The organism is Sphingomonas sp. QA11 (genome assembly GCF_028473665.1).
Lineage (GTDB): Bacteria > Pseudomonadota > Alphaproteobacteria > Sphingomonadales > Sphingomonadaceae > Sphingomonas > Sphingomonas phytovorans.
Genome location: NZ_CP098774.1, coordinates 1,310,617 through 1,336,329 on the forward strand (window position 1 = coordinate 1,310,617; position 25,713 = coordinate 1,336,329).

The window sequence follows — 25,713 nt, forward strand, 5'->3', positions numbered from 1 at the left end:
GAGAAAGGGCTCGAAGGCCAAAAGGTCAAGCGCGGACTGGCTTGGCCGGCCCGCGCATTCCAGTCCGTCGGTCAGTCCGGTTTTACCTCGAGCGTTGAGGCCTCATGCGTCGGATAGGCGTAAAGCAGGTTGAACAGCAGCTTGTAGGTGCCATGCGCCTGGCCCCGCCATTGCGGCTTGAAGCCATAGAGGAAGATGCGTCCCTTGCCGTATTCGACCTCAAGCGCCGCCGCCTTGCCACGGATCTTCTCCGGATGGAGCAGCACGCCGCTACGTAGCGGATTGCCTTCGGTGGGGTAGGAAGCGAGGACATTGCCCTTGAACCCGACGGCCGGCTGGAAGACCGGGCCCTTCTCGAACATCACGACCGGCTCGGCCGACATGCCAGCCGTTGCCCGCGATGGCGTCGCAAGCTTGATCTGCAGAAGCGCGCCCGAGCAGAAGAACTCGTCGCTCCGCGCATTCTTGACGATGTTGGTGACGGGCAGGTCGAACAGGTCGATCGCCGAATCCGCCGCGCCGTTCATGGCGACCAGCGTGCCGCCGTCGGCTACGAACTTCTTGAGTGCGATCGATCCTTCGTCGCCGATGCCGCCGGTATATCCCGGGGGCGCCTCGGTCGCGTCCAGGCCGTTCAGCAACTGATCGCGGCTGCGCAGGTCAGGCAGGATGATAGTGTCGAATTTCGCCGACAGGCCACCCTTCTTGATGTCGTCGTTGCGCAGCGAGACCGGGGCGTATTGATATTGCTCGAGCAGCCAGCGGGTCCAGCCCTCGTCGATATTCGACCCCCAGGGACGATAGAGGCCTACACGCGCGCGCTTCACCGCTTGCGTGGCGGGTGACGATGCGCCGGCGGCGGTGGCGCTGGTCGCGGCGGTGATCGCCGCCATTGCATCGGCACTGATTCCGCTGACGACGATCGCACCGGTCTCTTCGCCGTTGGAGGTAGTGACAGGTGCGGTCGAGAAGCCGATCCTGGCACCCCGCCTGGCTGCCTGGTTGGCGGCGAGGAAACTCGCATTGGCCTTTCGGCTGAGCACAAAGGCGTTGCCTGCGCCGGTAACGCTGCCCTCGACTTTTGCCGTGGAGACGGGGGTGAGCGCGGCCAGCGCTTCGGGACTGAGCTTTTCGGCCACCGCGACCGCCTTCACGCCGAATTGCAGCGGCAGGGTCCAGCCGGTCACGTCATAGGGGAGGTCAACGGGTTTGCCGTCACCCCCGAGGATCGCGTCGGGATATTTCTGCGTCTCGAACAATTCCTGCGCGAGGCCGGCATAGGGCTGGTCCATTTTCACGACCCAGGACCCGGAAGGATAGGTCTGCGCGCCCAGGCTGACCGCCGAGGAAGCCTTGCTGATCGTTAGGCCTTGATCGATCAGCTTCTGCGCCAGCAGCGCGGCTTCTGGCGCGTCGGTCTGGCCGGCGGGGATCACCCAGGCATAGGGCCCATCGCCGCTTGAATATTTCCTGATGGTGTCGCGCGCCGCCTGATAGCGATTGTAGAGCAGCACCTCGCGGTAGCGGACCGCGGTATCGAGCGTCGACATCGATGCGACGGTTTCATAGCGGATCGAATCCGCGAAATGCCACCAGCCGCCTTTCCACGGCGAGGGATACATCACCTGTGCCTTCAGGTCCTGCATGTTCCGCGGGAATTTCTTGGAATCGTAGAATTTCGGCGTGGCCGACGCATGGGCGACCTCGGTGAAGTAGGAGATCGTGTTGCGGAAGACATGGGTATAATCGAGGAAGCCCGGATACCAGTTGTCGAAGCGTGCCTGGGCGATCGCGCCCGGCATCTGCTTCTCCTCGAACGCGTTCATCATGTTGACGCCGATCGCCGTCGTCCACATCCGCATATAGGGGCTGATATTGCTCGACATCGGATCGGCGAAGGGCGGTACCCAGATGCGCGCCGGGAAGGGCGCGACCTGGTGATGAGTGTACCAGATGGTCGGGCTGTAATCCTGCTCCGCCTTGAAGACGTTCTGCGATTCCAGCATGTTGAGCATATAGCCGTCACGATTGTTATCGTGCCCGACATATTCCTGGTAGAGCCAGGGCATGCCGCTGGTCTCCCATGGGGTGCCGCGGTTCTTGCGGTACCAATCCACCACCATGGTCATGCCATCGGGATTCAAGGTCGGCCAGAGCACGACGATGACGTCCTTCAGGACCTTCTGGACTTCCTCGTCGTCGGGCGAGGCAACGAGCTTGTAGGCCAGCGCGATCGCTGATTGGTGAGCGGACACCTCGCTAGAATGCAGGCCGCCATCGATATGGACGATGATCTTGCCGTCCCTTGCCAGCGCCTTGGCGCTCGCGTCATCAAGGCCGTTTGCGGTGGAAAGGCGTTTCTGCAACGCCTTGGCCTCTTCCCATTTCGCCAGATTCTCGGGGGAGGATATGATCGCATACTCGATCGTCCGCCCCTGGGTGGTCTTGCCCGCCGTGACCATCTTCATCTTGTCGGTCGAGGCGGCCAGCTTGTGGAAATAGGCGACCGCGTCTTCATAGGAGGCGAGATAATAATCCTCACCGATATCATGGCCCAACACGGATTTTGGAGTGGGCGGCTGCGGTTGTGATTGCGCCAGGCCCGGTGTCGTCATCATCAAGCCGACGATGATCGCCGAGAGCGCCGCGCCCGATTTCAATCCCCGCATCGATTATCTCCGTCCCATGGCCACGGCCTGAATGACCTCGTTTGTCGCGCAAGGCTAATCCGGAGATTTTGTATATACAATAGAAGCGAGAAAAATTTTTGGGGTGACTATTGCCTATTTTTTAGGCGTTTTGTCACCCTGATACAGTCGCAACCGGATTACGAAGCTCGATGCAGCGCTCTTGACGGCGATGGACTCAGGAATGGGTGCCTCGAACAATAGGGCGTCGAATGGGCGAAGCCTTTCAACGCTGGCGCCGTGAGCGACGGCCGCGTCGCTTGTAGCGACGATCATCAGGCATGTCTCGCCTTTGCCGTCGACATGCACTGTACCGCCCGGCAAGCGTTCAACCTCCGCCTGACACACGTTCCGGCGTACCATCACATTGAGGTCGCGAACGTCGCCACCGATTGGCGTGCCCGTCACCGGTATGTCGGCGGGGAAGGGGAGTGGCGTGTCAGCCGAGGTCAGCCGCCTTTCCGGGGCATCCGCTACCACCAGCGCAAGCTCGCCTTCGAGCACTGACAATATCCGGTCGACGCCGCGAAAATCAGAAAATGGCCCGACGGTGCGCACATCGGCGATGCTGACTCGCCACGTGAAGTCGTTCATGCCAGCATCTGCCGGAAACACTGCCAATTCGGTTGTGGTGCCGCCGCCGTTCTTCCAAGGCGTGGGGCGGCGTGTCGCTGCCGGGAGGAGACGCCGGATGCTCACTCGAATACTCCGGACGAGAGCGGGTTTTCTGGGTGATCGCAATCGATGTCGGTCCCTCCACGAATCGCGGGGAGGATCAGCTTGCTATCGTCCATACGAAACACGAAGGTTCCTTCCGTTCCCAGGGGTGGTGCGGTCAGCATAGTCTGGCTCCGTCCCCTTCCTGCTTGCCTCATCGCATTTGCGACTGGGAATTGTATATACATAATTTGAAGGTGAGTCGGACGTCGGGGCATAGGCGTTCCTGAAACTATTCCAGCGATGCCGCCAACGGAAAGCTGCGCGCGCGCGGGAGGCCTGCCTCCTCATCGACCGCGACCCACCGGTTCGCGCTTAGTAATGGGCGCATCATGTGGGATCGCTGGTCCGGCAGGATTTCAATCGATTGTCCGCCGTCGGCCGCTGATTGCCGGGCCTTGAGCAGCAATGTGGTTCCCGGCCGTGTCGGGAGATCGGCCGGCACGGACTGCCCTTCTTCGAGTGGCCGTCCGGCCATGGCGCGGATCGCAGCTGAGACGAAGAAACGAAAGCCGACGAGCGCGGCTACCGGGTTGCCCGGCAGCCCGAAAAACATCGGACCGCCTTCGAAGGTCGCGAAAAGAACTGGCTTGCCCGGTCGCATGCGGACACCGTGGAAATGGACTGTCGCGCCCATCGCGCGAAGCGTTGCTGAAACATGGTCATGGTTCCCAACCGAAACGCCACCGGTCGAGATGATGATGTCCGCCGATCCTGGCGTCAGCGCCGCCCGCAGCGCGTTCTCGATCGATCGGGGGCAATCGGCGACCGGCGCGCTTCGGGTCACCGGAAGGCCAAGCGCAGCCGTCGCGGCGGCGATCATCGGCCCGTTGGAATCGGCGATGCCGGAAGGCACCCCGTGACCGACGAGTTCGTCGCCGGTCGGGATGATCGCGACGCGCGGCTGCGCCCATAGGGGCAGGTCGACAAGTCCGAAACAGCCCAATGTCCCGATCGTCTCCGGGCTGATCGCGCTGCCGATTGGGAGAACCAGTTCTCCCGCACGAACGTCTTCGCCCCGGCGCCGAACATTTCGGCCGGCGGTTTCGGGAGCGTCGAATCTCAGAGACGCATGTCCCGCCAAATCGGCGATCGACGCGCGCTCGGTGGCGATCACCGTGTCGTACTCAGGCGGCATCATCGCGCCCGTACTGATTACGCAGGCCGCCCCCTCGGTGACAGAGGGGAGGGTGCCCCCAGCGCGGCTTTCGCCGCTGATCGGCAGGGTGACGGGGCGGTCGGCCGTCGCGCCGGAAACATCCCGTGCAGCGAAGGCGAAACCGTCCATTGCGGACGCATCGAAGGCGGGATGGTCCCTCGCGGCTCGTATATCAGCGGCCGTCATACGACCCAACGCATCCGCCAACGGCATTTTCATCAGGCGCGGGCGGGGTGCCAGAGCTGCGACGAGCGCACGCGCTTCGTCGAATGCGGGACGACAGACTCGTGCTGACTCAGTCAATCGGCTTGCTGCCAGACAGCGCGGCAAGGTCGGCGGGCGTATTGATGTTCGGCAAATCGCCCGGCAGCACAATCGCCGTGGCGGCATTCTTCTTTGCCCAGCCGCGCATCGAATGTTCCAGCCCGCTCGCGAGATGTTCATCGAGCAAGACGGCAAGGCTGGACGGCCAGAATCCTACGACAGGCATCCCGTCGAGAAATGACGGGCCAGCCGCCGTCCGAAGCCGGGCGACCAGGTCACGCGGCAGGGAAGGCATGTCACATCCGATTGTGACCACGGCGTCGAAACCGCTTTCGCGCGCGTGGTGCAACGCAGCATTGAGGCCACCGAGCGGCCCCAGCCCGGCGATTGGCCGATCGGGGATCGCGCCTACCCCGCTATTCCCCGGAGGGCGTCCCACGATAATGACCTGATCTACCTGCCTGGCGAGGCAGTCGATCGCATGCTCGATCAACGGCCTGCCCGCGAGAAGCGCCTGCGCCTTGTCGGTACCGAACCGCCGCGACTGGCCGCCCGCGAGGATTGCCCCAAGGACACCCGTCTTCACGGCGAAACCGTCAGGATCGCGTCGGCGCGTGCAAGGACGACTAGGCGTATGCCGGCCTCGCGCGCGCGTTCGACCGCGAGGGTGGTCGGCGCTGAGATGGTCACGAGCATCGGGCAGTTGGAGAGCGCCGCCTTTTCGACGAGTTCGTAGGAACAGCGGGACGACAACAGGGCGAAACCGCCGGCCCAGCCTTCGTTCGCGCGGGCCATTGAGCCGACGAGCTTGTCGAAGGCGTTGTGGCGGCCGACATCCTCGCGGACGGAGATGACGGTGCCGTCGGACGCACATCGTGCGGCTGCATGGACCGCCCCGGTTTCACGGTTCAGGGGCTGCATCCCGCGCAGGCGCCCGATCGCTTCGAATATGGCGGCGTCGCCGACCTCGCTGGCTGCCGTAACTCTCGGCAAGGGCCGCAACGCCTGCTCCAGATTCTCGATGCCGCATAGCCCGCAGGAGGAATCTGAAACCCGATGGCGGACGCGCGCCAGCAACGTGTCCGAGCGTGAGGCCGCCAGCGAGATGCGCAGGATATGCCCGGCGGCGGAATGATGATGATCGATCGCGACGATCTCGCCCGCATTGTCCACCAGCCGTTCACTGAGCGAGAAGCCGGTCGCGAAATCTTCCAGATCAGCGGGTGTCGCCATCATCACCGCATAGCCGATGCCGTTGAACTCGACTGAGACTGGGGCCTCGACCGCGACTGCCCGAGACACCTCGCTGTCTTCGCCCTTCGGCGTCGTCCTAAGGAAGCTGATCGGCAGAGCTGCGTTATCCATCCGGCGACCGTTGGCGCGCCAGCATGGCAATTGCCTGCAGGCTGGTTTTGGAGAGTCCTTCGCCGCCGGCATCGAGATGACCGATGATCTGCGCGCACATCCGTGGATCCCAGAAATGCCAGAGATGGTCCCAGGTGGCTCGTGCCGCCGTAGCCGGCTCCTGGTTCTCGAACTCGGTCGCGATCTGGTTGACCATGCGGACGAGCTTGTCGAGCGTACTGCTCATTCGGCGGCGACCGTTTCTATCCGGCGTGAGCGGCGACCGAGTTCTTCATATTTCTCCTGCCAGTCGGTCGGGCCGTTGGAGCGGCCCACCTGAACTGCGGTGACCTTGTATTCCGGGCAATTGGTCGCCCAGTCCGAATTGTCGGTGGTGATGACGTTCGCCTGGGTGCTTGGGTGGTGGAAAGTCGTGTAGACCACGCCCGTCGCTACCCGGTCGGTCAGCAGCGCGCGCAGCGTCGTATCGCCGGCGCGGCTGACCACCTTCACCCAATCGCCATCGAGGATACCGCGCTGTTCGGCATCGTGCGGGTGGATTTCAAGCCGGTCTTCCTCGTGCCAGCGGCTGTTCTCGGTCCGCCTCGTCTGGGCACCGACATTATACTGGCTGAGGATTCGGCCGGTGGTGAGCAGTAACGGGAAGCGGGGGCCGGTGCGTTCCTCGGTCGCGACATATTCGGTGCGGACGAACTTGCCCCGCCCGCGCGCGAAGCCGCCGAGATGCATCACCGGCGTGCCCTCGGGCGCCGCCTCGTTGCAGGGCCACTGGATCGAGCCGCGTTCGTCGAGCCTCGCGAAGGAAACGCCAGCGAAGGTCGGAGTCACCCCGGCGATCTCGTCCATGATCTCGGACGGATGGGCATAGTTCATGTCATAGCCCATCGCCCGGGCGAGCAACTGGGTGATTTCCCAATCCTCATGACCATTCCTGGGCTGCATCACCTTCCTGACGAGCTGAATGCGGCGCTCGGCGTTGGTGAAGGTGCCGTTCTTTTCGAGGAAGGTCGATCCCGGCAGGAAGACATGCGCGTAATTGGCCGTTTCGTTGAGAAACAGGTCCTGCACCACGACGCATTCCATTGCGGCAAGGCCGGCTGAGACGTGACGGGTGTCCGGATCGGACTGGAGGATATCCTCCCCCTGAATGTAGATGCCCTTGAACGTCCCGTCGACCGCCGCATCGAGCATGTTGGGAATGCGCAGGCCCGGCTCGCGGTCGATCTCGACGCCCCAGAGTTCCCTAAACATCTCGCGTGCGGCATCGTCCGATACATGTCGATAGCCCGACAATTCGTGCGGGAAGCTGCCCATGTCGCAGGCACCCTGGACGTTGTTCTGGCCACGCAGGGGATTCACGCCGACGCCGTCGCGACCGAGATTGCCGGTCGCCATCGCGAGGTTGGCAATGGCGAGCACCGTGGTCGAGCCCTGGCTGTGTTCGGTGACGCCGAGACCATAATAGATCGCGCCGTTGCCCCCGGTCGCATAGAGCCGGGCCGCGGCGCGCAGGGTCGCGGCGGGCACCTGGCTCATCGGTTCGGTGGCCTCCGGGCTGTGGCGCGGATCGGCGACGAATTCGGCCCAGTCCTCGAATTCCGACCAGTCGCAGCGCTCGCGCACGAACGCCTCGTTGACCAGCCCCTCGGTGACGATGACATGCGCCATCGCTGTCAGCACCGCGACATTGGTTCCGGGGCGCAGGGCGAGATGATGGGCCGCCTCGATATGCGGCGAGCGGACGATGTCGGTGCGTCGCGGGTCGATCACGATAAGCTGCGCACCCTGGCGCAGGCGGCGTTTCAGCCGGCTGGCGAAGACGGGATGGCCATCGGTCGGGTTGGCGCCGATGATGACGACGACGTCCGCCGCCATCACGCTGTCGAAATCCTGGGTGCCGGCCGAGGTGCCGAAGGCGGTCTTCAGGCCGTAACCGGTCGGCGAGTGGCAGACGCGTGCGCAGGTATCGACATTGTTGTTGCCGAAGCCGGCACGGATCAGCTTCTGGACGAGGAAGGTCTCTTCGTTGGTGCACCGGCTGGAGGTGATGCCGCCGACCGAATGCTTGCCGTAGCTTGCCTGGATGCGGCGGAACTCGGACGCGGCATGCGCAATTGCCTCGTCCCAACTGACTTCGCGCCACGGCTGGTCGATCGAGGCGCGGATCATCGGATTGAGGACGCGCTCCTTGTGGTTGGCATAGCCCCAGGCGAAGCGGCCCTTGACGCAGCTGTGACCGCGATTGGCCTTGCCTTCCTTCCACGGCACCATGCGGACAAGCTCCTCGCCACGCATCTCGGCGCGGAAGGTGCAGCCGACGCCGCAATAGGCGCAGGTGGTGACGACCGATCGATCGGGCGTGCCGATCTCGGCGACTTTTTTTTCTATGAGGGTCGCGGTCGGGCATGCCTGGACACAGGCACCGCACGATACGCACTCGCTGGAGAAGAAATCCTGGCCCTGGCTCGGCGAGACCCTGGAACCGAAGCCCATGCCCTCGATCGTGAGCGCGAAGGTGCCCTGTACCTCGTCGCAGGCGCGAACGCACCGCGAGCAGACGATGCACTTGGAGGGATCGAAATCGAAATAGGGGTTGGAGACATCCTTGGCTTGGCCGAGATGGCCGGCACCGGCGGCGTAACGAACCTCGCGCAGGCCGACCGCGCCGGCTTGGTCCTGCAATTCGCAATCGCCATTGGCGGCGCAGGTCAGGCAGTCGAGTGGGTGATCGGAGATATAGAGCTCCATCACGCCACGCCGGAGCTTCTTGAGCTTCTCGGTCTGGGTGCGGACGATCATCCCCGGGGCAACGGTTGTGGTGCAGGAGGCGGGATAGCCGGCGCGGCCCTCGACCTCCACGAGGCAGAGGCGGCAGGAGCCGAACGCGTCGAGATTGTCGGTCGCGCAGAGTTTGGGAACGCTGGTGCCCATCAGCGCCGCGGCGCGCATCACCGAAGTGCCCTCGGGTACTTCGATCGCCTGGCCATCGATGGTGAGCGACACCATCGGCCCGGCGCCGGGGGCGGGCTTGGTGCCCAGGTCGATCTCGCCGCGCCATGCCATGCCGCTACTCCGCAGCCACCGGAAGCGCTGTCGCGCCGCCGAAATCCTCAGGGAAATGATCGAGCGCGCTCAACACCGGATAGGGCGTGAAACCACCCAAAGCGCAGAGCGACCCGAACTTCATCGTGTCGCAGAGATCGCGCAGGAGGGTTATCTGACTCTCCCCCTCTCCCTGTGGGAGAGGGAAGGGGCCCGCGCCGAAGGTGTGGGAAGGGTGAGGGGGACACTCGCTAGTGTCGCGAACCTCACTCCCCCTCATCCGGCGTTTCGCGCTACCTTCTCCCACAAGGGGAGAAGGAAGGGTGGCGATAATCCGGTCGATCAATTCCACACCGCGGGTCGATCCGATCCGGCAGGGCGTGCATTTGCCGCAACTCTCCGCCGCGCAGAACTCCATCGCGGAGCGTGCCATCCTTGCCATGTCGACACTGTCGTCGAACACCGTGATGCCGGCATGGCCGATCAGCCCGCCAGCCGCGGCGAAGCTTTCGTAGTCGAACGGCAGGTGGAACATGGACGGGGGAAAATAGGCGCCGAGCGGCCCGCCCACCTGCACCGCGCGTACCGGGCGGCCACTCTCGGTGCCGCCGCCGATCCGCTCGACCAGGTCGCCCAGCGTCACGCCGAAGCCGATCTCGTAGAGGCCGCCATTCTTCACATCGCCGGCAAGCTGCACCGGCATGGTGCCGCGCGACCGGCCGAAGCCGACTGCCGAATAAGCTTCCGCTCCCTCGGCCAGGATGAAGGGCACCGCAGCAAGGCTCAGGACATTGTTGATGACGGTCGGCTTGCCGAACAGGCCGGCGATTGCCGGCAGCGGCGGCTTGGCGCGGACCTGGCCACGCTTCCCCTCGATCGACTCGAGCAGGGCGGTCTCTTCGCCGCAGACATAGGCACCGGCCCCGACCCGGACCTCGAGCGTGAAAGGGGCCACCCGATCGGCCGAGCGACGGATCGCCTCGCGCATCGTCGCGATCGCGAAAGGGTATTCGGAACGGATATAGACATAACCATGTCCCGCGCCGACGGCATGGGCGGCGATCGCCATGCCCTCGATCAGGCAATAGGGATCGCCTTCCATCAGCATCCGGTCGGCAAAGGTGCCGCTGTCGCCCTCATCCGCATTGCAGACGATGAACTTCTCCGGTCCAGCGGTATCGAGCACTGTTTGCCATTTGATGCCGGTCGGAAACCCGGCGCCGCCCCGGCCGCGCAAGCCGCTGGCCTTCACGATCGCTACGACTTCGCCCGGCTGAAGCGCGCGGGCAGTGTCAAGGCCAGCCCAGCCGCCATGCGCGGCATAATCGTCGAGATCGACGGGATCGATTATGCCGCACCGGGCAAAGGTGAAGCGCTGTTGCGAGGCGAAGAAGGGAAGGTCGGCGATCCGGCCGAGCCGATGGGGATGGGTGGCGTCGAACACTTTGCCCACATCCTCGGGTGAGACGGGGCCGTAGCCGATCCGGCCTTCGGCGGTCTCGATTTCGACCAGGGGTTCTATCCGGAACAGGCCGTGGCTGCCGGTGCGGACCACCTCGGCGCCAGCCTGGACGAATGCTTCGGCCACTTCATCGGCGCCAAGCGCGACTGAAGCTGTATCGCGACTGATAAAGACGCGGGTCATCCCGTCCCCTGTTCGAGCAACCGGTCGAGCTTCGGGCCGTCAAGGCGCGACACGATCTTCCCGTTGATGATTGCATTGGGCCCTGTCGCGCACAGGCCTACGCAATAAACGGCTTCGAGCGCCACCTCTCCATCCGAACGCGTAGTGCCCATCGGTGTCCCGAGCCGCTCGACCGCCGCCTGCTCGATCGCATTGCCCCCGCGTGCCTGGCAGCTTTCGGCACGGCAGAGCCTGACGGTATGGCGTGCGGGCGGGCGGCGGCGAAAATCATGGTAGAAGGTAACCACGCCGTGCACGTCGGCGCGGCTGAGGTTCAGCGCTTCGGCGACATGCGGCACCAGGGCATCGTCGATATAGCCGAATTCTTCCTGAAGGCCGTGAAGCAGGGGAAGCAGCGCACCGCGCGTGTCCGTCTCCCGGGGCATCAAGCGGCGAATGGCATCAAGATAGGCGGCTGATCCCGTTGCCTCGTTTGCACTCGATCGGTGGGTCTGTGTTGTCGTGCGCATCACGCTGCGAGATAGCCCTATTCGCCAGTCTCAGGTCAAATCGACTCTCTTCATCGTTGATAGAAAAAATCTATCAACGATGGCGATAGGAGCGCGGCAGTTTGACGGCATGGGCGGCCGCGAGCGCTGCCTGGGCGAGCTGGCTCGAGGGCCGTCGATCAAGCACGACCAATCCGACCCGGCTTGCCGGGAACGGTTCGGCGAAGGGCAGGATACGCGCCCAGGTCCCCGCCGGAATCAGCGCGGCATAGCCTTCGGGCACAACCGTCGCGAACCCGCCTGCCTCGACCATGGCGAGCAGGGCGACATAGGAATCCGCTGTCGCCTTGGGGTGGGCGGCGAATCCGCGCCCGGCGAGGTTGGTGTCGAAGATCCGGCGGTTCTGCATGCCTTCGTGCAACAGGCACAGGGGCTGTGTGAGGACGTCCGGCCAATCGACCGCCTTGTGATCGTCGAACCCGCTTCCCGCACGGGCCACGAACATGGCGCGTTCGGTATAGAGCGGCACGGCGATCACCTGCGCAGGAGGTTCATGGTCGAGATAGGTCAGTCCCGCGTCGAGTTCGAACGCCGCAAGCGCCTGCTCGATCTCGCGCGAGGTGAGGGAGCGCACTGAAAGGGTCAGTTCCGGATTGGCGGCGCCCAGGGTACGGGCGAAATGGCCGACCACGGGCATCGCGGCCGGGATTGCGCCGAGCCTGAGCGTGCCACGCAGCGGGCCCCGCGCGGTCTCGGCCGCATGGGCGAGACCGTCGATCATCGCGATCGCCTGCTGCGCCCATGGCAGGGCTGCCCGGCCCTCTTCGGTGAGACCGATGAATCGCCGGTCGCGATCGATCAGGCGCTTGCCCAACTGCTCTTCGAGCGCGGCGATGCCGGCTGAGAGAGTGGGCTGGGTGACATTACAGGCCGTCGCGGCACGGGCGAAATGGCCTTCGCGGGCGAGCGCGACGAAATATTCGAGGAGGCGCAGTTGCATGATCGGCCTCTTCTATCAGCCAGTCGATGAAGATGCACATTCGTGGGAGGAAGGGCTAGTTGGCCGGCCGCTCGGCGCGGGCATCGGTATCGCTCGGCGCCCGAAGCTTCAGCGCCGGTTTGGGTCGCGGGCTCGTTCCCTGTCCGTTGACGAAATCGATGCCGACGCGACTATTTCTTGCGGCGCGTTCCGTCAGCGCGTTCACCTGCTCAACCATGTCGCGCGCGAGTGTCGCCTGCTCGTCATTGCTGAACGGATAGCCGGTCGGCTGAGCGAGTTTCCCCATTGTCTTTGCGCGAATGTCGATCATTTCTTCAATGCTCGGCGCAATATGACCCGCACTGCCGGTCGGGCTTTCTCCTCGCTCGAGATCTGTCGTCCAGCCCGTCGTGAAGCGCGATGCGGCAACCTCCAGTCCTGCCAGGAAAGAACGGAAACGTACCATGCGGTGGTTGGCCCAATTGAGTACGAGCTTCTCCTTCGGACGGAGCGGATCGCGAAGCGTCCCGGGAAGGAAGCGCTCGGCGATCACCGCGCCCGCCTTCTCGCCGCGGGCCTGCAGATCGTCGATGGTTGAAGCGTCCATGTCGAAGTTGAAGCCTCCTTCGTTCTTCCGCATTCTGATATGGACGATGCGGTCCCTGTAGCCGGGCACGTCGATCAACTGATTGTCGCCCCATTGACGGGCGGTCGTGACGATCCGTCCGGCGAATTTCAACAGGGCGCCCATGCCGTCCGACGGCAGGGGCGTATAGGCGGAGACCCGGCCGCGATTGCTGCGCAGCATATAGACAAGTTCTTCGGGCGGAGCCTGGGTATCCATCGTGAGGCCGTCGGACTGCTGTTCCGTGCCGCCGCCGGCTAGGTTCGCGCCGCGCTCGTCCGGTTCCAGCTCGTCATCATGAGAGAGAAGATTGAGGCAGAAGGTGGGGCGGGTCGGAATGGGCGCGTCGAACAGGTGGATCGGAAAATTGGATGTGATTCCGCCATCCGCGATCCAGAGTTCGGACAGGGCCTGCGTGTCGCCAGGCCGATGCCTGATGATGTAGAGGCGAACCGCACGGAATAGGAAAGGGAAGCTCAGCGACATCCGGACCGCGAACAGGATCGGCAGATTTTCCGGCGCGGGCAATCTGATCAGATCGGCTGGGTCGATGTCGCCCAACGTGACGCCCGCAAGGTCGCTTGTGCGGGCATGCGCGATCATCCAGTCGACGACGATATCCGGAAACAAGTCTTTCAGATCGGAGATGCGCGCGTAAAGCCGGTCTTCGCGCCGCATGAAGGGGAGCTGCACTGACTGGGCGCGGGTGATGTCGGAGGCGACCAGCGCCAGTTCGATGTCGCGTTGAAGAAGATCGAGGACCGGGTCCATCGTCTCCATCCGGTCCTTGTTCGCGCCGGCCGCGATCATGGCTTCCGCACGGTTTCTCCCCGTGGTCCTGTGTTCGGCGATCCACAGGTCGCCGAAGCACAAGGGTGATCCGTCATCCAGGCCCGCAAGCGTCTGGAACTTGTCGTGCAACCACCCCGATAGGGAAGGAAGACTTCTACCGGAGGCGGTGCGGTGCTGCGCTTTGCCCGAGCAGAATCCGAAGCCATGCGTCCCGGCCGCCTTGAGCCCGTTCGACACGACCGGAGCCCAGTCGAGTATGAGAAAGGCCACCAGCATGACGAGCGTGGCGAACAGGAAGAGCAGCGCCAAAGCGATTCCGGTCGCAATACCCGTTGGATGGGCGGAAAGGGCGAACAGGCCGGCGACCAGGATGAAGGCGACAAGCATCGCCAGGCCGAGAGGCGGCAGGAGAATATGCAGGGCGGCACCGGCCACCCCGCGGGTGCGTTTGATCGCGGCGAGCTCCATCAGCCGAGTGAACAGCCGCTCATTGTCAGGCTCGGGCTCGAACATCCGTTGCAGAAGGGGACTTCCATCATGGTCCTCGGCCAGCTCTTCGGAAAGCGCTGCCAGCATTGCCGGTGCATCGGGGTTTCGGGCCGAACGTCGACCGAACTCCATCGCCGCGGCCGCGGCCGCGCCGATCGCGCCGGCGGAGGTGCCGCCGACTGCGCGGAAGCGATAGTCTTTCGCGATCCGGGCGATCGCGGCCGGATAGACGATGCCGCTGGTGACGCCGCCTTTCAGCACGAGGTCGCACTCGTGGGAAGGTTGTAGTGCTGATGCCTGGGCCGTCATGCGGGTGTCCGCCCAGGCATCCCGCACGCGACGCAGCTATTCAGGCCCAATCCCATTGCGTGGGTATAGTCGAGCGGCGGGCGTCGGCCCGTGGGACAGGTCTCGCCGCGATTCATTGCCCCGTTCATGATGAGTCCCCGCAAGACCGATCCCGATCGCCTGCCTATCACAGCGGAGCGGGGGAGAAAGCGGTGCGAGACAGGGAACCCGAGCCATATTGGCGAGTGTTTCCGGGCTCGTCACGCCTTCCCGGTCGCGGTGCCCGCCAGCCGCTCACGCGTGCGCGCTTCGCAGATTGCCTGGAAACCCCCGGTCATGAAGGTTGCCATGCGTGCCTTCACGGCTGCGAAGTCATCGGAATTGCACAGCCCGTTCGACAGCCGGTCGATCCGGCCGGTACGGGCGAGGGTCAACAGCAACCCGCCCGTCACGAAATGATAGCCCCAGAAGATATCCTCTTCGGGACTGTCGGGCATCGCCTGTTTCAGGAAACCGATCAGGCGGAGCACGACCGGGTCGAAATGCTCGTCCATCAACTGGGCGCCCCATTCGGTATTGCTGACCTGTCCCCCCAGAGCTCCCCAATTGCGCCAGCCTTCGCCGCCGTTGATGTAGAGATCGAGATCGGTGTCGAGGAAGGCGTGAAGCGCGCCTTCAACGGTGGGCTCGCCGGCGCATTCCACCTCGTATCGGTCGAGCGCCTTCATCCGGAGCTCGGTGGTGACCGCCGCCCTGCGCTCGAATACGGCCAGGAACAGGGTGCGCTTGTCCTCGAAATAATAATGGATGAGCGAGGTATGGATACCGATCCGTTTCGCCACGTCCTTCAGCGTGACGCCGTCGACGCCGTGCTTGGAAAACAGATATTCGGCGGCATCGAGGATCGACTCGAGGCTTTCCGCCCGCTGTTCCGCCTTCGATCTGCGTTTCGGTTTGGCCTCAGTCGTCATCATGCCCTCGATTTTCGGGTTGGGCCGGAGCAGCGTCGACAAGGTCTGCTGCGGATGCACTGTCCCGCAACACGCCGAACTCGGCCCGCAAGCGTATTTTGTCGATCTTGCCGGTAGATGCCAGTGGCATCCGCTCGACGCGTATGATCGCGTTGGGCAACCACCAGTTGGCGATTCGACCGCGTAGGGCATCGAGCAGCGCCGCGTCCTCTATGCCGGGCCCAGCCGAGGGTTCGATGATCAGCAAGGGCCGCTCGCCCCATTTGTCGTCGACGCGGCCGATGACCGCGGCAAGGGCGACACCCGGAATGCCGCCGACGATGTCTTCGATCTCGGCGGGATTGATCCATTCGCCGCCGGATTTGATCAGGTCCTTCGCGCGGCCGGTGATCGACAGGTCGCCATCATGGCCGATGACGGCGAGGTCGCCCGTATCGAACCATCCCTCCGCATCGGTCGCCGCCTCGATATGGCCGAAATAGCGTTCGACGACGCTTTGCCCCTTGACCTTGAGATGGCCTTCGACGTCCCGTTGCTCGGGCAGCGCCCGGCCTTCGGCGTCGGTGAGCTTGAGGTCGAGGCCGATCGGCGGGCGCCCCGAGCTGCCGGGGCGAGTCCCGCTCGTTCCCCTGGAAGAGATCGTGCCGAGCGGCGACAATTCGGTCATGCCCCAACTGGTGTGGACGGTCACGCCGAGGCGTTCCTCGATGCGGCGCTGGACAGCATGAGGCAGGGGAGCGCCGCCGAGAAAAAGACGCCGTAGCGAGGGCAGTGCCTGGCCGGTCGCTTCGAGATGATCCAGCAGACCGAGCCAGACGGTGGGCACGCCTGCCGCGACGGTCACCTGTTCCTCCACGATCAGCCGGGCAAGGCCGCCACCGCTCGCGTCGCGGCCCGGCAGGACGAGCTTTGCCCCAACAGCGGGCGTGGCGAAAGGGATGCCCCATCCATTGGCATGGAACATCGGGACGGCTGCAAGCACGCTGTCGTCAGCACCCAGGGCGAGTGAATCGACCTGGAGCAGGCGAAGCGTGTGCAGGTAGCTCGACCGGTGCGTGTAGAGCACGCCCTTGGGGGCGCCCGTCGTACCTGAGGTAAAGCAGAGTCCGGCCGCGCTCGATTCCTCGAAGGCACCCCAGGCGGCAGGTTCGCCCTTCGTCCCGATCAGCGTCCCGAGTGTCCATTGTTCCAGTGTCGCTGCGGTGGACTCCAGTTCGCATCCGGTGTCGTCGAGCGCCACCACGTGCCGGATCGTCGGACACAGCGCCACGATCTCCGCGACCATCGGCGCGAGCCCGGCACCGAACGCCAGCACCCGGTTTTCCGCCTGGTTGATCATCGCGGCGATCTGCCGGGTCTCCAGGCGGGGATTGAGGGTGTGGCAGACAATTCCGACACCCACGGCCGCGTACCAGATTTCGAGATGAGCGCGGCTATTCCAGGCGAGTGTTGCCAACCGGTCTCCTTCGCCCAGTCCAAGTGCGAGCAGCGCACCGGACAAACGGTTGGCGTCCCGCCGCAGCCCGGCATAATCGGTCCGCGAGGGTTGCCCGCCACCGGTGACGATCTCGACATCGCCATGCCATTTGGCGGCATGGTCGATGAATTTGTCGAGCGTCAGCGCATAGGATTGCATGCTGGACATCAGCGGGCTTGCATCGCTGCCCAATGTTTCTTCGCGTCGTCGAGCGCCAACGCCTGAACCCTTTCTTCGAGCGGGGTCAGTCTGGTCGCGTACGTGTCGGTGCCGATGACCAGATAGTCGGTCGGTTGAGTCGAAACCGCGGGCCAGTTCGGTGCCCCCCCGCCGTTCGGATTGCCGGTGCGTGCGAACCGGACCCAATAGTCGCCGGTCAGACGCGAAACCTTCTCGTCGGCCGCGTCCCAGCGGTGCTCGGCTGCCTTGTTGCCGAACAGGTATTCGATCTCACCGCCGTGCTGCGTGCCAAGCGATCCGGCGCGTTCGTCGACGGGAACCTGGGTGAAATAGAAGCCGTAAGCCTTCGCGCCAGCTGCCGCGTGCAGATCTGCGACGAAGAGCGATTGAAGGACTGACGCGGCATCTTCGACCAGATCGATCGCGGCGCTCTTTTCCGTGCTGCCCGGCCGTTTGGCATAGGCAGCGAGCAGTTCTGGATAGGCATCGCCAAGGATCGCCTTCGCTGGTTCCGGATTGTTGCCGATCAGGCTGCCCTCGTTCGAATTGGATCCGATCATCAGCGGGATGCGCATCTGCTTGCGCTGGTAGAAGCCCTCGCCCGGGCTTTGCACGACGACCTTGCCGTCGATGAACGGGAAACTGCGACCCTTGATGATTTCCGCGAGCGGGATCGCGCGCAACTGGTCAGCAGTCGCGTCGCGCAGGCCAAGGCCGTCAGTCCAGCGCTGGCCGAGCGCCTCGGCATTCAGCGCTCCGCCCCGGATCGGGAACAGCGCGGTCCCGCCGGAACCGGATTCCGAGATCGCCTTCTGGAACAGTCCGGTCGAGACGGGCGATGCCATCAGCAACTGCACGACGCCCGCACCGGCGGATTCGCCGAACAGCGTGACATTGGCCGGATCACCCCCGAAGCGGGCGATGTTGCGGCGTACCCAGTTAAGGGCGGCCACCTGATCCATGATTCCGTAATTGCCGAGCTGACCGTCCGGGTCCTCGCGGGTGAGGGCGGGATGGGCGAAGTAACCGAGCCGGCCGAGCCTGTAGTTCAGCGTGACGATTACCGCGCCGCGCTCGGCAAGATGCGTGCCCTCGTAAAGTGGCACCCCGGCGGCGCCATAGGTGAAGCCGCCACCGTGCAGGAACACCATAACGGGGTAGGTGCCCGCGCGTTTCGGGCGCCACACATTCAGGAAGAGACAGTCCTCGCTGGTCGGGCCGACCTGTGCCCATGCTTCCTTGTGATCGGGCGCCTGGGGGCAGGCCGCCCCGTAATGGCTTGCGTCGCGCACGCCTTCCCAGCGGCTTGCCGCTGCCGGCGCTTTCCAGCGCAATGGCCCCACGGGCGGCGCTGCATAGGGAATGCCACGAAAGGCCAGCGTCTTCTCGCCAGCGGTTCCAGCAATCTCGCCGGTGTCGATCTGAACATGGGGCCTGTCCCGTTCGGCGGCGATGGCTGCGATCGGCGATGCCGATCCGGCGAGTGCCGCGATGCCCGCGGCGATGTGCATCCATCCCATTGTCCTGCTCCTCCGGCTGCGGATCGTCCGTGACGGGCACCTGCCGGTCGCGTCGATCAGTCTCGATGCGCCGACTAGAACGCTCACTGAGCTGCTAGTCAATAAGATATTCATTCACACGACAGTCAGTATTGACTTGGGATCGCTTTCCTGTGACATCCGGGGCTCTGGCGACGCAGATCGCCATCGATCAGGAGAGGTCAGCATGAAGCGGAGCCTATTGTTCGCGTCGGCGTCGTTCGCGGTTATCGTCAGCAGTTCAGCCATGGCGCAGGTCGCGCCGCCACAGTCAGGCGTGGACGCCGCACCGCAGGATGAGGCAGTCTCGCCCGCATCGGCGAACGATCAGGACATCGTCGTCACCGGTTCACGCACCATCGTCGACGGTTCGCGAGCGCCGACTCCCGTAACGGTCGTTTCGGCCCAGCAGCTCCAGGCTGGGGCGCCCGGGACGGTAGGGGAGGGGCTGAACCAGCTCCCCGCGTTTCGTGGATCGACCAACGCCGCTTCCGGCCAGACATCCTCGACGAGCGCGAATTCAGGCAGCTTCATCAACCTGCGCAACCTTGGCGCGCAACGCACCCTGATCCTGCTTGACGGGCGCCGTGCGCCGCCGTCGACGGTCCTTGGAACGGTCGACACCAACATCCTGCCGCAGGAATTGATCAAGCGTGTCGACGTGGTCACCGGCGGCGCCTCCGCAGCCTATGGGTCGGACGCGGTAGCCGGGGTCGTCAATTTCATTCTCGACAGTCGGTTCGAAGGCGTGAAGGGCAGCCTCCAGGCGGGCACGACCACCTATGGCGACAATGGTACGCAAAAGGTCACGCTGACCGCCGGCACGTCGTTCGCGGGTGGACGCGGGCACATCGTCGCCAGCGGCTCCTATTACAACGCTGACGGCGTCGACAGCACGTTCGCCCGTGCCTATGGCCGCGCCGCCAAGGTGGTGATCCGCGATCCAGCGAACCCGGCGCAGAGCATCATCGTCTCCAACTATCACAACACGATCTTCACGCCCGGCGGGCTGATCTACGGTGGTGCGGGGCTTGGCCTTGGTGTCCAGCAATTCGGCCCCGGCGGTACGGTGTTGCCGTTCCGTCCCGGCACGATCGCAAACGGCGTCCAGACTGGTGGCGACGGCCCCCTGCTCGACCTGACGCTGATGGCGAAGGTCCGCACCAAGAGCGCCTTCACGCATGTCGAATTCGACGTCAGCGACAAGTTCACACTCTATGCCGAGGGCTCTTACGGGCATACGCGCAACCAGTATCGCCAGGTGCCCGACTTCTTCATCCCGGCCTTCAATGCGCCGACGATCATCACTGGCAACCCCTATCTCCCTGCTTCGATCCAGAGGATCCTGACGACGACCGGACAGGTCGGTTTCCAGCTTGGCCGCTATTCGTTCGACACGCCGCCTGCCACCGCGACGACGACCAACGAGACTTATAATCTGGTCGGCGGTTTCCGGTACAAGCTGCCGTCGAACTGGCAGCTTGAGGGCTATTATTCGCGCAGCCAGAATATCCAGCTCACCAAGGTCGCCAACGACCTGATCTACAGCAAATTCTTCGCGGCGGTGGATGCGGTGCGCGATCCCGTCTCGGGCAACATCGTCTGCAACGTCACGCTGACCAACCCCGGCCTGTATCCCGGCTGCGTGCCGATCAACCTGTTCGGCAACGGCAGCCCCTCGCCCGAAGCGATCAACTATATCAAGGGTACGGCGTTTTTCCGCGCCAAGGTTGTCCAGCAGGTCGCCGAACTCAGCGTCAGGGGAACGCTGTTCGATCTGCCCGCCGGCGAGGTGGCGGTCGCCGTCACCGGCGACTACCGGAAGAACTCCGTGGTGCAGATCGCCGATCCGCTGTCGTCGACCCCTGTATCGGCGACCGGCCTGCGCGCGGTTCCCGCCCAGGTCCTTGCCGGTGCCGGCAGCTATCAACTCGGCAACGTCCAGCCGCTCAATGGTGCGTTCGACGTCAAGGAACTCGCTGGCGAGATCAACGTGCCGATCCTCGCCGATACGTCGGCGATCGGCTCGCTCTCCTTCAACGGTGCGGTGCGCTACACTGACTACAGCATCAGCGGCAGCGTCACGACGTGGAAGGGCGGTGCGGTCTGGCGGCCGGTCCCCGCGATCACGCTGCGCGGGACGGTCTCGCGCGATATCCGCGCTCCGAACATCTCGGAACTGTTCGGCGGTTCGATCCAGAGCCAGGTCGCGGTCAACGATACGCGCAACAATGTGCCTGCGAACGTGATTCAAAGCCAGGTCGGCAGCACCAACCTCGCTCCGGAAATCGCCAAGACCTATACTGCGGGAATCGTGTTTTCGGGCGTTCGCGGGCTGACCGCCTCCGTCGATTATTTCAACATTGACGTGAAGGACGTCATCGCCTCGCTGACGCCCCAGCAGACCATCGATGCCTGCACCGCGTCGGCCACGTCATCGCAATGCGCCAATCTCGTCTACTCCAATCCGGCGGCGCGCACCGGGCTGGTCCGGGTCTTCACGCCCCGGCAGAATCTGAGCAAGCTGAAGACCAGCGGGATCGATTTCGAGTTGAACTATGCGACGCCGCTCGGTGGCGGCGCGCTCCAGGTGCGCGGCCTGATGTCGTATCTGCTTGATTACGAAATCGGGATCCCGGGCGGCGCCACCACCGACTATACGGGTGTCGTCGGCACGTCGGCCAATCCCAAGATCACCGCATTGGCGAGTGTCGGCTATACGACTGGTCCCTTCACTTTCTACGCGCAGGAACGGCTGATCGGCAAAGGCCATTTCCAGGCGTCGAACGAGTTCTACAACCCGGCCCTGGCGGACAACAGCGTGCGAGAGACGTGGTATACCGACGTCACGGTGAAGGCCAATGTCGGCACGACACGACGCCTCGAGATATTCGGCACCGTGAACAACCTGTTCGATCGTGCGCCGCCGGATATTCCGGGCGGGTCCTTCCAGCTCGACTATCCGACCAATGCCAGCCTGTACGACGTGGTGGGCCGCACCATTACGGCGGGTGTCCGTTTCAAGCTCTAGGCTCGATACCGCGCTATCGGCCGGATGGGGAAATGATGACGATCGACAGCATGAACGTGCGCGACATCGCGCACGCGGGGCCGAAGGCCAGCCGCTACGCCTGGTCGGTGCTGGGCGTGCTGTCGGTCGTCTACCTGCTCAATTTCCTCGACCGGCAATTGCTGTCGATCCTTGCCAAGCCGATCCAGGACGAACTGCACCTGAGCGATGGCCAGCTCGGCCGCGTCGGCGGACTCTATTTCGCCCTGTTCTATGCGACCATCTCAATCCCGGTCGCGTGGCTTGCCGATCGCGGCAACCGCGTGCGAATCCTGACGGTCGCTTGCCTGCTCTGGAGCGCGGCGACCATGGCGTGCGGTCTCTCGCGCAGCTACGCCGAACTCGTTCTGGCGCGCATGTCGGTTGGCGTTGGCGAAGCGGGGGGTGCCCCGCCATCCTACTCTATCATCGCGGATTATTTCCCTCCGGAAAGGCGCGGCATGGCGCTGGGGTTGTTCAGCCTGGCGACACCGCTCGGCCAGTCGCTTGGTGTCGCGCTCGGCGCGGGGATCGCGGAGGCCTATGGCTGGCGCATGTCCTTCCTGATCGTCGGCGGCGCGGGCCTGTTCGCTGCCGCGGCGACCGCATGGTGGGTTCGCGAACCGAAAAAGGGGGCGACAGACCGCCTCGCCGAACCCATGATTGCCGGGACCGGAACTGGTTTCATCGCGACCGTCCGAATGTTCTTCACAAGGCCTGTCCTGTACCTGTCGGCGCTGGCGGCCGGCGCATGTTCGTTCTGCGGCTATGCCATACTGGGCTTCGCCACCCTGTTCCTGATGCGCGAGCGCGGCATGGCGCTTGGCGAGGTCGCTATCTGGTATGCGCTTGTCGTGGGGATTGCGACGGCGGGCGGCATCTATGTTTCCGGCTGGCTGATCGACCGGTTTGCCGTGCGCTCGCGTCAGGCTTATGCGATCGTACCGGGCGTCGCCATCCTGGCCTGCATCCCGTTTTTTATAGGGTTCGTCTATTCGTCGAGCTGGCAATGGGCGCTGGCCTTCCTCGCCGCGCCCCTGTTCCTGTCGGTCTTCTATCTCACCCCCGCTGCGACGCTGGTGCAGAATTCGGTCGGCGCCGGGCAGCGGACGATGACCAGCGCCCTGTTGTTGCTTGTCCTCAACGTGATGGGTCTGGGCCTCGGTCCGACCTATCTCGGGGCGATGAGCGACTATTTCCGGGCGACCGACCCCACCCATTCGCTGCAACTGGCCTATCAGACGCTGATCCCGTTCTTCGCTCTTGCCGCGTTGCTCCAGTATCTCCTGTCCCGTGCCTTGGCGCGAGAGGCGAGGATCGTCTAGCGGGCGGTTCCCCGCGCCGCGGTCCACGCATCGACGCGATCACGGGCATTCTGGCGCAACGACGCGTAGAAGATCCCATAGTCGTTCAGATGATAGCTGCCGAACAGGATGCTCAGCTTGTCGATGAAGCCGGAAGGGGCGGACCACGGGATATCGACGTCGAGCAATCCGTTGCGACAGACGGCCCCGGTAAGATTTCTGGTCAAATCAAGCGTTTTCGCCTGTGTGCCGAAGGGGGCCGTAGGGAAGGGGAGACTTCCCGCATTCGCGCCTGCGGGTGCAGAGCCTTCGCGGCGCCAGGTCAGCGGGTTGACGCAGATCGCCGGCGCCTGTCCCTTGCTCTTCTCCACGCCGCGCCACCAATAGACCTTGTCGTCGATCAGCATGCGTGCGCCGGTGCGTCCTGTCTGGCTGGTGTTGTAGGAGAGTACGCATCCCGTCGCGCGCGGGGCATCGCATGTCGGGAGGCCAAGTTCCTTGAATGTCGCAGGCGTATAGCCGCCGATCAGATAGGCCGCTACCAGCCGGGATTGCAGCGGGGTGCCGAGGATTTCGTCCTGCAGCAGCCGTACCGCGTGCGCGGTGCCCTGGCTGTGTGACGCGATGATGAAGGGACGTCCCTTGTTCTCGTGCGCGAGGTAGTAGCGGAACGCCCGGGCCACGTCGGAATAGGCGAGCTCGACAGCCGGCATGCTCTTGCCCAGGGCCGCCAGGGTCGCCTGCCTGTAGCGCGGCGCATAGATGCGACAACAGCCATTGAAGACGCTGGCCTGTCCGATCAGCACCGGGGGATTGTACGGTGCGGCGGAATCGGATGCGTCATAGCGCGCGTTCCAGACGGGACTGCCCTTGAAGGTGGTCGGGTGGATGAAGAATACGTCCGCCGGGGCACTGGCCTCGTCGACGACGGTCATGCCCTTTGGTGCGGATCGTTCCAGTCCATTTCTGCCGGGAAAGGCTAGCCAGGTTTCAGGTCGGGCATAGTCCGGGGCGGGCGGGGCGGTTTCCGGTGCGAATGCCGTCGAGGGGCCGCGGAGGCTGCCGACAATGGCATAGCCGCCTAAGCCGATGAATGCGGCGGCGGGCAGCAGGACGATCCCCGCTCCCCACAGCGCGCGGCGTTTCCAGCGCCCCTTCCCGGGGCTCGTCGGGGGCGAAGCGTTCGCGGGGATGATCGGACCTTTGCCAGACATCAAAGGCGGTTCGCTCTCGCCTGCGCACCGAGATAGCGGGCGCTTGGCTTCGGGCTTCTGCGGAAGGTGGCACGATCGACGGCGATCAGCCCGAAATGCTTGTCATAGCCGGCGGTCCATTCGAAATTGTCGAGCAGAGACCAGTAGATATAGCTTTTCACGTCGATGCCTTCGGCGATGCAGGCACGGACCTCGGCGATCGTATCCCTGATGAAGGCGACACGCCGGGCATCGTCTTCCGTCGCGATGCCGGTCTCGGTCAGATAGATCGGCTTGCCGATGTGCTTCGCGGCATAGCGGATCGTGGCGCCCACCGCGGCCGGGTAATATTCGTAGCCGGCTGCGGTCAGTTCGGCCCCCGAGGGCGACGGCAAGAGGCCCTTGTCGCCGATGCGCAGCCTCGAATAGGTCTGCACCCCGATAAAGTCGCTGTTGCGCGCAGCCTCGATCCAGCCGCCATAGATCGTATCCTCGACCGAGTGCGCGAGGTTAGCCGGACCGACGCCCTGGATCTCCTGCATCGACAGAGTCACGCCGACCGGGAAGTCGCCGGGCCCAGCCTTGATCGCGGCATAGGCCTTGGCGTGGGCGTCGAGCATGACGGTGCTGATCTTATCGGGATCGCCGAACAGCATCGACGAGAAACCGGGCGAAGCGGTACGGCGGGCGGCCGCCACGATCATCGCCCTGGCGTTCGCTGCCGCTGCTTCTGTCGCAAACCGAGGCAGGACCTTGCGCAGAAGGACGATGTTCGCCTCGTTGAAGGTCGAGGCAATGCCGATCAGCGAGCCCAGATGCTCGGTCGCCCGGCCGCAGAAACGGGCGAACAGGTCGGCACCATCAGCCACCTCGAAACCGCCACGCTCGGCGAACCAGAGCGGGACGGTGAAGTGGTTATAGGTAACCATCGGCATCAGGTTGCGCGCGTGGCAGGCCTCGAGCACCCGGCGATAATGGTCGAGCTCCGCCAGCGAGAACCGCCCCGGCTCGGGTTCGATGCGCGCCCATTCGATGCCGAAGCGATAGCAGTTCAGCCCCAGCTTCGCGGCGAGATCGAGGTCTTCCTCGTACCGGTGATAGCTGTCGCATGCATCACCCGATGGTTCGGTGAATGCGGTCGGCGTTCCGTTTTCGAGAAACCATGCGTCGGAATGCACATTGTTGCCCTCGCTCTGGTGAGCGGAGATCGCGGTACCCCACAGAAACGGCATCGCCGCCTTCCCGCTGGAGGGCGTTGCCGCTTTGCTGGCGGATCCTGCGCCCAGGGTGAGCAGCGCGGCGGTCCCGCCAACGAGTTCCCGTCGCGTCGGTCGGACAAATCGCCGGCTGTGACCTTGGTCGCCCATTTCTCCTGCCTCTCCTGCTTCGACACGCGGTTTCGAAACCGCTTTTCACCTCACTGTATGACAGGGCAGCGATCGTCAGGAAAGATATTCATTC

The 25,713-nt window shown here is 64.1% G+C and carries 18 protein-coding genes; 2 read left to right on the forward strand and 16 right to left on the reverse strand.

The annotated features are described in order from the left end of the window. Nucleotides 1-71 precede the first annotated feature (71 nt). From NDN01_RS06065 to NDN01_RS06130, 14 genes are all read right to left on the reverse strand, one after another. Nucleotides 72-2,669 carry a M14 family metallopeptidase gene (locus NDN01_RS06065; RefSeq protein ID WP_272626472.1) on the reverse strand — a complete coding sequence of 866 codons (2,598 nt, stop codon included), beginning with the start codon at nt 2,667-2,669 and terminating at the stop codon, nt 72-74. Between the two features lie 114 nt (nt 2,670-2,783). Then, a complete protein-coding gene (locus NDN01_RS06070) occupies nt 2,784-3,386 on the reverse strand; it encodes a HutD/Ves family protein (protein ID WP_272626473.1) in 603 nt (200 codons plus the stop codon). Nucleotides 3,387-3,636: 250 nt separating this feature from the next. Continuing rightward, a complete protein-coding gene (locus NDN01_RS06075) occupies nt 3,637-4,953 on the reverse strand; it encodes a molybdopterin molybdotransferase MoeA (RefSeq protein ID WP_272626474.1) in 1,317 nt (438 codons plus the stop codon). Continuing rightward, nucleotides 4,859-5,413 (reverse strand): molybdenum cofactor guanylyltransferase, encoded by a 555-nt coding sequence (gene mobA / locus NDN01_RS06080; RefSeq protein WP_272626475.1) that lies wholly within the window; start codon nt 5,411-5,413, stop codon nt 4,859-4,861. Before mobA ends, NDN01_RS06075 begins: the two co-directional genes overlap by 95 nt. Next, nucleotides 5,410-6,192: a formate dehydrogenase accessory sulfurtransferase FdhD gene (gene fdhD, locus NDN01_RS06085; protein ID WP_272626476.1), complete on the reverse strand. Its 783-nt coding sequence runs from the start codon at nt 6,190-6,192 to the stop codon at nt 5,410-5,412. Before fdhD ends, mobA begins: the two co-directional genes overlap by 4 nt. Further along, entirely contained in the window at nt 6,185-6,418 is a 234-nt protein-coding gene (locus tag NDN01_RS06090; RefSeq protein WP_272626477.1) for a formate dehydrogenase subunit delta, read from the reverse strand. Before NDN01_RS06090 ends, fdhD begins: the two co-directional genes overlap by 8 nt. Beyond that, nucleotides 6,415-9,255: a formate dehydrogenase subunit alpha gene (gene fdhF / locus NDN01_RS06095; protein WP_272626478.1), complete on the reverse strand. Its 2,841-nt coding sequence runs from the start codon at nt 9,253-9,255 to the stop codon at nt 6,415-6,417. The genes NDN01_RS06090 and fdhF overlap by 4 nt, the downstream gene beginning before the upstream one ends. Nucleotides 9,256-9,259: 4 nt before the next feature. Beyond that, entirely contained in the window at nt 9,260-10,879 is a 1,620-nt protein-coding gene (locus NDN01_RS06100) for a formate dehydrogenase beta subunit (RefSeq protein WP_272626479.1), read from the reverse strand. Continuing rightward, a complete protein-coding gene (locus tag NDN01_RS06105; RefSeq protein WP_272626480.1) occupies nt 10,876-11,304 on the reverse strand; it encodes an NAD(P)H-dependent oxidoreductase subunit E in 429 nt (142 codons plus the stop codon). The genes NDN01_RS06100 and NDN01_RS06105 overlap by 4 nt, the downstream gene beginning before the upstream one ends. Before the next feature lie 157 nt (nt 11,305-11,461). Continuing rightward, nucleotides 11,462-12,367: a LysR family transcriptional regulator gene (locus NDN01_RS06110; protein ID WP_272626481.1), complete on the reverse strand. Its 906-nt coding sequence runs from the start codon at nt 12,365-12,367 to the stop codon at nt 11,462-11,464. A gap of 55 nt (nt 12,368-12,422) precedes the next feature. Next, the gene (locus NDN01_RS06115) at nt 12,423-14,561 is read right to left on the reverse strand and encodes a patatin-like phospholipase family protein (RefSeq protein WP_272626482.1); all 2,139 of its coding nucleotides are present in this window, start codon (nt 14,559-14,561) and stop codon (nt 12,423-12,425) included. A 239-nt stretch (nt 14,562-14,800) separates the two neighbouring features. Continuing rightward, complete coding sequence (locus tag NDN01_RS06120; protein WP_336298349.1) at nt 14,801-15,514, reverse strand: TetR/AcrR family transcriptional regulator; 714 nt, start codon at nt 15,512-15,514, stop codon at nt 14,801-14,803. Then, entirely contained in the window at nt 15,501-17,156 is a 1,656-nt protein-coding gene (locus NDN01_RS06125; protein WP_336298350.1) for an AMP-binding protein, read from the reverse strand. Before NDN01_RS06125 ends, NDN01_RS06120 begins: the two co-directional genes overlap by 14 nt. Next, entirely contained in the window at nt 17,156-18,688 is a 1,533-nt protein-coding gene (locus NDN01_RS06130; RefSeq protein WP_272626483.1) for a carboxylesterase/lipase family protein, read from the reverse strand. The genes NDN01_RS06125 and NDN01_RS06130 overlap by 1 nt, the downstream gene beginning before the upstream one ends. A gap of 205 nt (nt 18,689-18,893) precedes the next feature. Here NDN01_RS06130 and NDN01_RS06135 point away from each other — a divergent pair, with 205 nt between their 5' ends. Both NDN01_RS06135 and NDN01_RS06140 read left to right on the forward strand, forming a co-directional pair. After that, complete coding sequence (locus NDN01_RS06135; protein WP_272626484.1) at nt 18,894-21,737, forward strand: TonB-dependent receptor plug domain-containing protein; 2,844 nt, start codon at nt 18,894-18,896, stop codon at nt 21,735-21,737. Nucleotides 21,738-21,769: 32 nt separating this feature from the next. Next, nucleotides 21,770-23,080 (forward strand): spinster family MFS transporter, encoded by a 1,311-nt coding sequence (locus NDN01_RS06140; RefSeq protein ID WP_272626485.1) that lies wholly within the window; start codon nt 21,770-21,772, stop codon nt 23,078-23,080. On the opposite strand, the gene NDN01_RS06145 is transcribed toward NDN01_RS06140, so the two are convergent. Together NDN01_RS06145 and NDN01_RS06150 are read right to left on the reverse strand one after the other, a co-directional pair. Continuing rightward, the gene (locus NDN01_RS06145; RefSeq protein WP_272626486.1) at nt 23,077-24,273 is read right to left on the reverse strand and encodes a DUF3089 domain-containing protein; all 1,197 of its coding nucleotides are present in this window, start codon (nt 24,271-24,273) and stop codon (nt 23,077-23,079) included. The two genes, NDN01_RS06140 and NDN01_RS06145, sit on opposite strands and share 4 nt — an antisense overlap. Further along, entirely contained in the window at nt 24,273-25,484 is a 1,212-nt protein-coding gene (locus NDN01_RS06150; protein WP_272626487.1) for a glycoside hydrolase family 1 protein, read from the reverse strand. Before NDN01_RS06150 ends, NDN01_RS06145 begins: the two co-directional genes overlap by 1 nt. Between the last annotated feature and the right edge of the window lie 229 nt (nt 25,485-25,713).

Coding starts and splice junctions, on each gene's coding strand:
- NDN01_RS06110 (WP_272626481.1), bottom strand. CDS start 12,367: ATGCAACTGCGCCTCCTCGAATATTTCGTCGCGCTCGCCCGCGAAGGC.
- NDN01_RS06065 (WP_272626472.1), bottom strand. CDS start 2,669: ATGCGGGGATTGAAATCGGGCGCGGCGCTCTCGGCGATCATCGTCGGC.
- NDN01_RS06135 (WP_272626484.1), top strand. CDS start 18,894: ATGAAGCGGAGCCTATTGTTCGCGTCGGCGTCGTTCGCGGTTATCGTC.
- NDN01_RS06090 (WP_272626477.1), bottom strand. CDS start 6,418: ATGAGCAGTACGCTCGACAAGCTCGTCCGCATGGTCAACCAGATCGCG.
- NDN01_RS06075 (WP_272626474.1), bottom strand. CDS start 4,953: ATGCCGCCACGGCGATTGTGCTGCCGGGCGATTTGCCGAACATCAATA.
- fdhF (WP_272626478.1), bottom strand. CDS start 9,255: ATGGCATGGCGCGGCGAGATCGACCTGGGCACCAAGCCCGCCCCCGGC.
- NDN01_RS06115 (WP_272626482.1), bottom strand. CDS start 14,561: ATGACGGCCCAGGCATCAGCACTACAACCTTCCCACGAGTGCGACCTC.
- NDN01_RS06150 (WP_272626487.1), bottom strand. CDS start 25,484: ATGCCGTTTCTGTGGGGTACCGCGATCTCCGCTCACCAGAGCGAGGGC.
- NDN01_RS06105 (WP_272626480.1), bottom strand. CDS start 11,304: ATGCCCCGGGAGACGGACACGCGCGGTGCGCTGCTTCCCCTGCTTCAC.
- NDN01_RS06100 (WP_272626479.1), bottom strand. CDS start 10,879: ATGACCCGCGTCTTTATCAGTCGCGATACAGCTTCAGTCGCGCTTGGC.
- fdhD (WP_272626476.1), bottom strand. CDS start 6,192: ATGGATAACGCAGCTCTGCCGATCAGCTTCCTTAGGACGACGCCGAAG.
- NDN01_RS06125 (WP_336298350.1), bottom strand. CDS start 17,156: ATGTCCAGCATGCAATCCTATGCGCTGACGCTCGACAAATTCATCGAC.
- NDN01_RS06140 (WP_272626485.1), top strand. CDS start 21,770: ATGATGACGATCGACAGCATGAACGTGCGCGACATCGCGCACGCGGGG.
- NDN01_RS06145 (WP_272626486.1), bottom strand. CDS start 24,273: ATGTCTGGCAAAGGTCCGATCATCCCCGCGAACGCTTCGCCCCCGACG.
- NDN01_RS06130 (WP_272626483.1), bottom strand. CDS start 18,688: ATGGGATGGATGCACATCGCCGCGGGCATCGCGGCACTCGCCGGATCG.
- NDN01_RS06120 (WP_336298349.1), bottom strand. CDS start 15,514: ATGATGACGACTGAGGCCAAACCGAAACGCAGATCGAAGGCGGAACAG.